Source organism: Microcoleus sp. A003_D6 (assembly GCF_036702825.1).
GTDB lineage: Bacteria > Cyanobacteriota > Cyanobacteriia > Cyanobacteriales > Microcoleaceae > Microcoleus.
In genome coordinates this window covers 14,129-22,970 of the sequence record NZ_JAUBWA010000114.1, presented here as the reverse complement: position 1 = coordinate 22,970, position 8,842 = coordinate 14,129, and the positions used below count along the sequence as shown (strand labels likewise).

Sequence of the window (8,842 nt, the reverse complement as noted above, 5' to 3'; positions counted from 1 at the left end):
TTTCATAATTTCAGAAATCGCGTATTAGCTTGTTTTTCTGATTAGATAAAATTATCACCACAAGTTCAGGAGAGCCAGCAATCACCTTCACAGAAGACGGGATATAACTTGCCAAGTTTTATTGCAGCGCCAGTGGTCGTCAGGTAAAAGTATGGAACAACTAGCAGCAGAGTTTGGCTGCGCGCCTAGCACTTTGTATAAATTGTTCAAGCTTCAATGCGTCCCCCTGCTGCAAAAATTTTGCGAAGACCAAGGATATCAACTAACAATACCAGGAGTGTAATACAAGCATGAATAACAACAGTATCGAAAACGAATCTTTGCCAATGCCAATTACCCAAAAGGCAATTCGTTCAGCACGGCAATTTGCTTCCGAACAGCGCCACCCGCACAGAATAGAACAGATTTATCTCAACACTTTGGCTTTGCTCGCAGTTCGGGATTACTTAACAATTTTGGATATTGAAACCGATCTGACTCAATGCGATAGCTGGAATCCTGTAATTCGGATGTTTGAGGATGTGGCAGATTTGTATGTTAAAGGATTGGGCAAAATTGAATGCCGTCCGATTAGGGGCGTACATCAAAACGAAGAAAACAGCAAGTCAAATTCGCCGAATCTACCGGATATTTGCCCTGTGCCGATCGAAACTAGGGAGGAACGCATCGGCTACATCGTCGTGGAAGTAAATGAGGAGGAAAAAAAAGCGAGATTGCTCGGTTTTTCTCCAACTGCGGAGGCGGGGGAATTAGTATTGAGCGAATTGCATTCTCTTGACGATTTCTTAACTCACCTCGAACATTTGTCAGCCTCTAAAATTAACCTGCGTCAGTGGCTGGAGAATATATTTACGGCTGATTGGCTGCCTTTTGAATCGGTATTTAACCCGCAGCCGGAGGTTTCTCCTGTTGCGATCGAAAATCCGATTACGTCAAAATTGGGCAATTGGTTGAAAAATGCTGTCGAAACAGGCTGGCAGAAAATTGAGCAAGGCAAGCAAAATTTAGGAAAGGCGATTTTTCCTGAAGAAAATACCAGTTTTGTATTCCGAGGTAGTGGAAGTTCGAGAGCTGAAAATCGCCAGGAGGGATATCGAAGCAGTGTCCGTATATTTCCCGAAGCAGATGTGACGCGGGCTAAATTGATTGACTTGGGAATGCGTTTGGGAAGGACAACTTTTGCTTTGTTAGTTGCTATTGCCGAAGAGTCCGATCGCACTCTCAGAGTTCACGTCCAACTGCATCCGGCGCTCGGAGAATGCTACCTGCCAATGAATATCAAACTTTCCTTAATATCCGACACCGGAGAAACTTTAGAGGAAGTAAAATCAACGGTTCAGAACTTGTGCATTTTGCTGAACGATTTTCACGTAGATCCAGACAAGAGCTTTAGTATCCGAGTAGCTCTTGACGATCTAAGCGTAACCGAAAATTTTGTGGTATGATTTTGTCATTCACTTTACCCGTATCTAATTTATGAGCTTAAGAATTATCTTGGCTTTAGGGTTCGGAAGTTTAAAAGACGGCTTTCCTCACATCGTAGCGGAGATTAAACAAAGCGGAATAACAGTTTATAAATTTGAAGGAAGTTTGCCGCCAGCACCCGAAGTTGAGAAACTGCACGCAAGGTGGAAAATGATTTGCGGTGCGGTGATCTCTACCCGAACCGCTTCTGGGATTAAAATCAAGCAAACAGGAATAACAAATATTTCTGAAGACAACCCTAGTGCTATATATCGAGGTTTGAATGAAGCCATGAGCCGATGGCTGGCTAGTGAGGATTTTTACACGGGAATTGAGAGAAATCTGAGAAAAGAGCTCGGCGAAAGCGGCGGCTGCTCTGCATCTTTTGAAGTATTTATCGAAAGTAAGGATGCGGATATTTGGGAGTGGCCTTGGGATGCGTGGAAATTTCGCGAAGATTACAGCAATTCTGAAATAATTCAAAGTACGTCCCAGTATAGAAAATTTTCCAAAAAGGCCACCTCAGAAGGAATTCCTCTGCCTTCCCGAGGTAGAATTTTATGCGTGTGGGGTAACAGCCAGGGAATTAATCTTAAAAAAGATAAGAAAAGTATCAAAAAGTCGGTGGGCGATCGCTGTAAGAAGTTAAAATTTCTCAGACATCCAAAACCTGAAGAGTTGCGCGCGCATCTTGAGGATGAAAAAAACTGGCAAATTTTATATTACGGGGGACACAGCAACAGGAATGCTACCCACGGGTGGCTGCACATCAATCAGACAGATATCGACAATACTGTAACAGTAGAGTATTTAAAAAAGGGCTTAGAAAAATCGATTTTTAAAGGCTTGGAGTTGCTAATTTTAAATTCCTGTTCCAGCCTGGGATTGGCAGCAGATTTAGTGGCGGGAGGCCTGCCTTTACCGTCAACTATCGTGATGCGCGCACCCATACCAGATGCGATCGCTCACTATTTTGTCAAGTCTTTGTTCAGATATTTAGGCGAAGAAGATCCTTTGTTTTTAGCAGTGCGAAAAGCTAAGGATGATTTGCGCCGATGGGAGTCTGACTTTCCCGGCGCTAGCGCGATACCGATGCTGTGTCAGCAGCCGACTTTTGAGGGATTGACTTTACCTTGGATTTTGGGCAAAAGGAAGTATACTTTGCGATCGCATAGCGCGAAGCAAAATCCATCAATTATAAATAACTATGCTAATTTAAGCAGTAGTCTGTCTTTTTTGAGGATTTTTACCTTTTTTGACCGCTGGACATCGTTTTCTTTTATCTCTATTTTTATATCTAATTTGATGCGCCGCTTCGGAATCGGTTTAGCTATTACCGCTAGCAGTTATATGTTAATGGGCCCGATACTTGCCCCAGTTGCCAATCTAATTGGCATGGAAAACCACCGTCATAATAAACCTTTAATCGCTAAAGCATACTACAGCTTAGCAACTTTAATTAACCTAAATTATGCGCAACCTTACTATAATTTATCTATATTGTGCGACCAATTGAATGATAGCGAATGTGCGTCTGACGCCATGCAAAATGCAGTGTGGCGCGGACTTCCTGATGCTTACGCTCAAAGATCGCGATCGCTCTTGCTCGATAATAAACACGAAGAAGCTTTAAAAACGATCGCCCTTTGTTTGGAAAACACTCAACACGACGGAGTAAAATCTGCTTGCTTAAAAAATCGCGGTTGGGTGCGGTTGAAACAAAAGCAATATGACGCTGCGGAAACTGATTTCAAAACAGCAATAAAATTTCAAGATAACAGCGCGGAAGCTCACTGCCTTTTAGCAGGGGTTCTCGAAACAAAAGGCCAGCCACAGTCAGCATTAGAACACTGGCAAAAAACTATTAAATATTCTAATTCCAGCATACCAGAACAAGATCGATGTATCCAAATTGCCCAGCAACGTTTACAAATAAAAGGAAATATCAAATGAAAATCAGGGTTGCAGTTTTTATAGCTTTAAGCTCGATCGCAACTACCGCACTAGCAGCGAGTAACAGAATATCCAACGGACTAATTATCCATACTAGCGGGGAAGTTGCGATCGAGCGCCAAAACGGTCGAATCGTCCGCCCTACAAGCGGTACGCCGATTTATCCGGGAGACAAATTGCGAACAGCACAAAACGGACAAGTTATGCTGCAATGTGCTGATTTGGGAATAAAGTCGATCGCACCGGCTGAAAATCAATTGAATAGCTGTTTGTTAGCCAAGGAAAAGTCTCAAGCTGAATGCAGTCGCGACTTGATTAAATGTCCCGATCGCGGTGATGGTAAAATTGCTTGGAATAGCGCGCCAATTCCTTATATAATCAGTCCGCGCCGCACGAAATTGCTGAATAATAAACCAATTTTGCGGTGGAATCCGGTTGCTGGGGCTACTAGCTATAAGTTGAGCCTGCGCGAAAATGGAGCGAAATTAAACTGGGAAATGACTGTTAGCGGTACTGAATTTGTCTATCCGGGGGAACCGGCGCTGAAACCGGGTGCTAGCTACAAGTTGATTGTCGAGGCGAATACGGGTGCTTCTTCCGAAAGCGCTGTTGGAGAGGGGGATATCGAGTTTAGGTTGCTGGATGAGGGTGAGGTGGAAAGGGTGAAAAGTGAGGTTGGGGCGATCGACAAACAAGTACCTAACGAAAACGCTAAAAAATTAGCAATTTCTACCATTTATCTTAACACAAACTTGATTGCCGAAGCAATAGAAATTTTAGAAAGTTTACAAAAAATAGGAGTTGAAACACCGCCAATTTATCGGAGTTTGGGGGATTTATACATGGAGAGACTGCAACTAATTCCGCAGGCTGAAGACTACTATTCACAGGCAATTAATGCTGCGAAACCTGACGAGATTGAGGAGTTGACAGCCGCTCGATACGGATTGGGACAAGTTCATTCAGCGATGAGAAACAATCTGGAAGCTATGAAATATTTGCGAATGGCAAAAGATGGATTTCAAAGTTTAGGTGATTTGCCGATGGTGGAAAAGGTAGAGAAGCAATTGCGAGATTTGCAAAGGAGGGAAGACAGGAAATAGTAAATTGTTGATGAATCTACCATCCTCAAAACAGAATTCGTAGGGGCGGGTTCGCCAGGGATTTTGTCACCCACAAATAATCTGTAAAAACCCGCCCCCACCCCACCAACAACCCCAAACAACATCCCCGCCACCGGGTTAAATTCAATGAATTATTAATATTTTGGTGGGGCGGGGGCGGGTTTTCAATATCCGTCGTTGGGTGTCATATATTTCGGTGAACCCGCCCCTACAGGATTGTGATATTATAATTTATTGGTTGATGAATTGATGAGCATCATAACATATATTAAAAAAACTATGAAATCAACACACAAAAAACCCCGTTCTTTCCTCACCATTCTCTCATTTACCACCTTAGCAATGTGGGAAATAGGACTTTTCGCCCCATCCCAAACAGCCAAAGCCCAAATCACCCCCGCAACCGACGGCACCAATACTCAAATTACTCCCAGCGGCAACCAATTCAACATCAACGGCGGCCAACAATCTGGCGACGGCACAAATCTATTTCACAGTTTCCAAGAATTCGGCTTAACTCAAGGACAAACTGCTAACTTTATATCAAATCCCAATATTCGCAATATTTTAGGGCGAGTTGTCGGCGGCGATGCTTCGCTGATTAATGGCATAATTCAAATTACGGGCGGCAATTCCAATTTATTTTTAATGAATCCGGCGGGGATTGTTTTCGGTGCAAATTCTAGCTTAAATATTCCCGGTTCTTTTACCGCGACTACTGCGACGGGCATCGGTTTCGGCAATAATTGGTTTAATGCTGTTGGTACTAATAATTACGCACAATTAGTCGGAAATCCTAATAGTTTTGCTTTTACAAATACGCAACCGGGAGGAATTGTCAATTTAGGCAATTTGGCGGTGGGACAAGGGCAAAATTTAACTTTGTTGGGCGGCACGGTTTTGAGTACGGGACAAGTTTCTGCACCGGGAGGAAATATTACTGTTGCGGCGGTTCCGGGCGATAGTTTAGTCAGAATTAGTCAACCGGGAAATCTGTTGAGTTTGGAGATTCAGCCGCAATCTGTAGCGGGCAGTTTGCCTCAAAATTGGGTGTTGCCGGTTGCATCTTTGCCGCAGTTGTTGGCGGGTGGCGGGGGAAGTGCAACGGGGGTGACAGTCAACGCTGGAGGGCAAGTAGAATTAACGGGTTCTGGTTTGCAGGTAGAGAATGGAGATGTTGTTGCTAAAGGAGTAAATGCGGAGACTGCAACGCTGTCAGCTAATCGCAATTTGACATTAGTTGAAAGTCAATTGCGTACGACGGGTGATTTGAATTTGCTGGCTAACAATACAGTGCGGGTGCGCGATAGTGTGGCAAATCCGTTTGTGGCGAATGCTGGCGGTAATCTGTATATTCAGGGAAATCAAAGTATCGATCTTTTGGCGCTGAATCATCTTTCGCAAACGCCTTTTGTCAGCGGCGGAAATTTGACTTTAGCGAGTGATGGAATGATATCTACAGATGCTCATTTTAGGAGCGGGAATAACACCTCGATTGTTGATTTATCTGGTAAACCTGCGAATTTTATTAGTCTGTACGATCCAATATATACACAACCTGGTGACTATAGTTCTGGGGATTACACGGGTGCATCTATCAAGGTAGATACAACTTCGGGTACGGGAAATATTACTTTTAATGGAGATATCAATATTACGAGTGTCGATGCAACTTATGCTGGTGCTTCTCCGGGTACAGATGAATTTATTTTGGGTAATTCGCGATCGGTAATTTTGCGATCGGGCGGTAACATTCAAATAGGAAATATTACTACTCCTGTTGGTATCCCGCCAAACCTAGGCCCTGTAATTATGCAAGCTACAGGCAACATTCAAACAGAAACGATTAGGACCGACGGGCTAGGTGCTGATGGTGGTGATATATCTTTGACTGCTGGAGGCAACATCCTTACAGGTACACTTAATAGTGGAATTCTCGTGGTCGCTGGCAAGGGCGGTGATATTAATTTGAATGCAGGTGGCACTATTACTACAGGTAGTCTAGCATCTTCCGGGTTTACTTCAGGTGGTGATATTACTGTCAAAGCAAAAAACGATATCTCTCTCAACTGTATTGACCCTCAATCTTGCATAGAGAGTTTTGCTAGAGGAGCTCCTAGTGTAATATCTACTGGCAGGAGCGGTAATGTTACCATCATCAGCGAACAAGGAGCTATTATTTTTCCTCCAAATGGAGTACATATCCGCACTGGAGACATTTACTCGACCAGTCCTGGTTCTATAACTTTACAGGCCAATCATAATATTTCTGTAGATTATATAAACTCAAACTCAGATAGTACAGGTGGAGCGCAAGCTGATGGTGCCAATATCAATATTACCAGCGTAAATGGATCTATTAATATTGGCCAAATAAGTGCGATTTCTTTAGCTAATATAGGTGGCACTATAGTGGACAATAGTTTTAAGACTGCCAATGGTCTGTCAATAAATATAAAAGCTGCTCGCGATATTACAACTGGTAATCTCAATGTAAGGGCGAATCAAAATGGCGGCTCGATCACCCTTACTAGCGGCGGTTCAATTAATACTGGAACCATCGATACAACGGGCGATCGCGCTGCTGGAAATATTACCATTCAAGCCAGCACTGGAATCACAATACCGACAACAGGAAGTGCGATCGCGGGTACTTCTAGTAACGGCAACGGTAGCAATGTTACTTTATCTACTGCCAGCGGTGACATTAATATAGGTGATGTTTTAGTATCGGGAATACAGGGTGGAAATCTAAACTTTACTAATAGCAATGGAAATATCACTACAGGTCAGCTATTGACAAGTTATGACGGTTCATCTCCCGATCTTAAAACTAACAGAGGCGGCAATGTTAATTTAAATGCTACAGGAAATATTACTACCAGCGACATCCGGGCGATCGGCAATCAAGACGGCGGCTCAATAACCTTCAAAAGCGGCGGGGCGATCGATACTACTGGTGGAATTATCAATGCGATCGGCGGTAACAACGGCGGCAATATTTCCCTGGAAGCTGCAACCAACATCAGTACGGCAGGAATTGGTAGCGCCCTATTATTAAGCGGATTCAACGCCAATAGCGGCAATCTTCGCATTCAAAGCGGCGGTAATATCGACACGACTGCTGGCCCAATTATTACCGCTGCGGCAAATGGTAAAGGCGGAGATATCACCATAAATGCTCAAGGAACAGTTTCGACATCGGATATTAATTCCCGCACTTTCGCTCCCAGTATTACTGTGACTGGCGGCAATATTGATGTCAAGGCAAATGACTCTATTACTGCCAGCGGCAAGATAGAAACTAACCGCAACAATATTACTTTTAACGCTCCGGTAACATTAGGTAACGACCTCTCGGTCAAAATTTTAGAGACTGGCGATATTACTTTTAAGTCTACTATTGACGGGCATTACAGTCTTACTGTTCAACCCGATGCAGGAAGTGTAGATTTGGGTGATGCTGTGGGCAGTGTCTCTCCCCTCAACAGCGTCAGTATTCAAGATGATATCCCCGAAAGTTCCGGTGCAATTAACATTATTACTACGAATAATATTACCGCCCAAAATATTACCACAACCGCCGGAATTTCTTTGTTTAGTGAGAACGGAGAAATCACAACAAAAAATCTCGATGCGACTTCCCCAAACAATGGCGGTAATATCGCTTTGAGCGCGGGAACTAATATTACTGCTGGCGATATCAATACCTCGTCTGCTGGTAATGGCGGCAGTATCTTGCTCGACGCTACCGGAAGTATTAATGTTGGTAAAATTGACTCTTCGGCCCAGGGGAATGCAGGGAATGTCACGGCTTATAACCGCAGCACTTCTGGCAATATTACTGTGAGTCTAATTAATGCTCAAAGTCGCAGCGGTATCGGCGGAAATGTGGAGATTCTGATGGGAGGGTTTTTTCGATCGCTCAATTCCTTCACAGACAGAAACAGCATCGATGCTAGCATTTCTACGGCTGGAAGTCCTGGAGATGCTAACGGCGGTACTATAATTATCCGCCACGGAGGTTTAGGATTAACGCCGTTTATTGTCGGTGATTCCACCACAAATGGAACGGCGGGTGCAATTACTAGGGGAAATTCTGCTCCTATTCAAACAATTTTGCGGGATAACTCCTATCGTTATACTCACAGACAGGATGTCGATCGCATTCAAATTATCTCCGTACCGTCGCCAACGCCCGCACCCACAGCCGCAGCTACTCCCACGCCCGCACCCACAGCCGCAGCTACTCCCACGCCCGCACCCACAGCCGCAGCTACTCCCACGCCCGCACCCACAGC

At 44.1% G+C, this 8,842-nt stretch carries 4 protein-coding genes; all 4 read left to right on the top strand.

Features of this window, described 5'->3' with window-relative positions; translation table 11 throughout:
* The first annotated feature begins 290 nt into the window (after positions 1–290).
* Positions 291–1,445, top strand: a complete 1,155-nt coding sequence (locus QUB70_RS25205; protein ID WP_332984164.1) for a DUF1822 family protein — start codon at positions 291–293, stop codon at positions 1,443–1,445.
* 31 nt (positions 1,446–1,476) lie between these two features.
* Complete coding sequence (locus QUB70_RS25200; RefSeq protein ID WP_332984163.1) at positions 1,477–3,417, top strand: CHAT domain-containing tetratricopeptide repeat protein; 1,941 nt, start codon at positions 1,477–1,479, stop codon at positions 3,415–3,417.
* Positions 3,414–4,520 carry a hypothetical protein gene (locus QUB70_RS25195; protein ID WP_332984162.1) on the top strand — a complete coding sequence of 369 codons (1,107 nt, stop codon included), beginning with the start codon at positions 3,414–3,416 and terminating at the stop codon, positions 4,518–4,520. The genes QUB70_RS25200 and QUB70_RS25195 overlap by 4 nt, the downstream gene beginning before the upstream one ends.
* A 363-nt stretch (positions 4,521–4,883) precedes the next feature.
* The coding region (locus QUB70_RS25190) for a beta strand repeat-containing protein (RefSeq protein ID WP_442927821.1) at positions 4,884–8,842 on the top strand (3,959 nt) is incomplete at its 3' end.